General features: G+C 44.9%; 1 protein-coding gene. It reads right to left on the bottom strand.

The window, feature by feature from the left end:
- Positions 1-1282: electron transport complex subunit RsxC (gene rsxC, locus CXF78_RS00845; protein WP_102035714.1), on the bottom strand; the 1282-nt coding region annotated here is incomplete at both ends.

A 1282-nucleotide genomic window follows, 5' to 3' on the forward strand; every position in this document is an offset into this window, starting at 1 on the left:
TTTCGCTTTGGCAACGGCAGCAGCAATTCTAGCCTTTTTGTCATCGACTGAGGTTGCTGTAATAGTTGTATCTACTTCGATTGCCGGATTAACTTTGCTTATAGTATCGCTAGTCTGATCACCGTCTACGTCATTTTTCTCGGTAGAATCACCAGCGAATGCTGCTTTCCTGGCTTTCGCTTTGGCAACGGCTGCAGCAATTTTAGCTTTTTTGTCATCGGCCGGGTCTACTGCACTTGTTGTAGCCGTTTCATTTACCGGACTAACTTCGTTTACGGTATCGTTAGGCTGTTCGGCGTCTACGTCATTTTTCTCGGCAGATTCATTAGCTAATGCCGCTTTCTTGGCTTTAGCTCTGGCAATGGCAGCTGCAATTTGTGTTTTTTTGTCATTGGCGCGATCGATGGTGTCGACAGGCATATCATTTGTTACCGTAGCAACATCACTTTGATTATCTTTCTGAGACTGAGTAGCCAAGGCGGCTTTTTTAGCTTTCGCGCGTTCAATCGCAGCATTAACCGCTGTTTTCTTCGCGCTGGTAGCGTCTATTGCTGCTTTTGTTGTAGTGGTATCAGGTGTTGTTGCCGCAGGATCAGCAGTGATTCCTTCTGCTGCTTGTGCTTTTTTAGCAGCGATGCGTGCCATTGCAGCCGCTACCGCATCTTTATCACCGGATTTCATATTCGCTTGACGTTTAGCGGCTGCTTGTTTTGACTTTTCTTCGCGAGCATTTTTTTCATCTTCAAGTCGTTGCAAGCGTGTTTCGAAGCGAATTTTTGCTTGTTCAGCTTGTAGCTTTTCTTCAGCAGCATTTTTCAATGCTGATTTTGCGACACGATAATATTCAACTAAAGGAATGTCACTTGGGCATACGTAGCTGCAACAACCGCATTCAATACAATCTTTTAAATTGAAACTAGCAGCTTTGTCATATTCTTCGGCTTTTGCGTGCCAGAATAGTTGTTGCGGTAATAATAATGCGGGGCAAGCGACTGCACACTCACCACAACGAATGCAGGCTTTTTCATCTGGATCTGGGGCTATTTCTGCTTGGCTTGGTGTTAATAAACAGTTGGTGCCTTTTAATATAGGTACATCAAGATCGGCTAATGCGTATCCCATCATGGGGCCGCCAACGATGACTTTTTGTGAACTTTCTGGCTGGAAGCTGACTTGACTAAGGGCATCTTCAACTGTTGTGCCTATTCTAAGCCAATAGTTTCCGGGTTTACCGATGGATTCACCGGTTAACGTCACCACTCGTTCAATGAGTGGTTTACCT

Origin of the sequence: Shewanella sp. 11B5 (assembly GCF_002836795.1) — a bacterium.
Taxonomy (GTDB): domain Bacteria; phylum Pseudomonadota; class Gammaproteobacteria; order Enterobacterales; family Shewanellaceae; genus Shewanella; species Shewanella frigidimarina.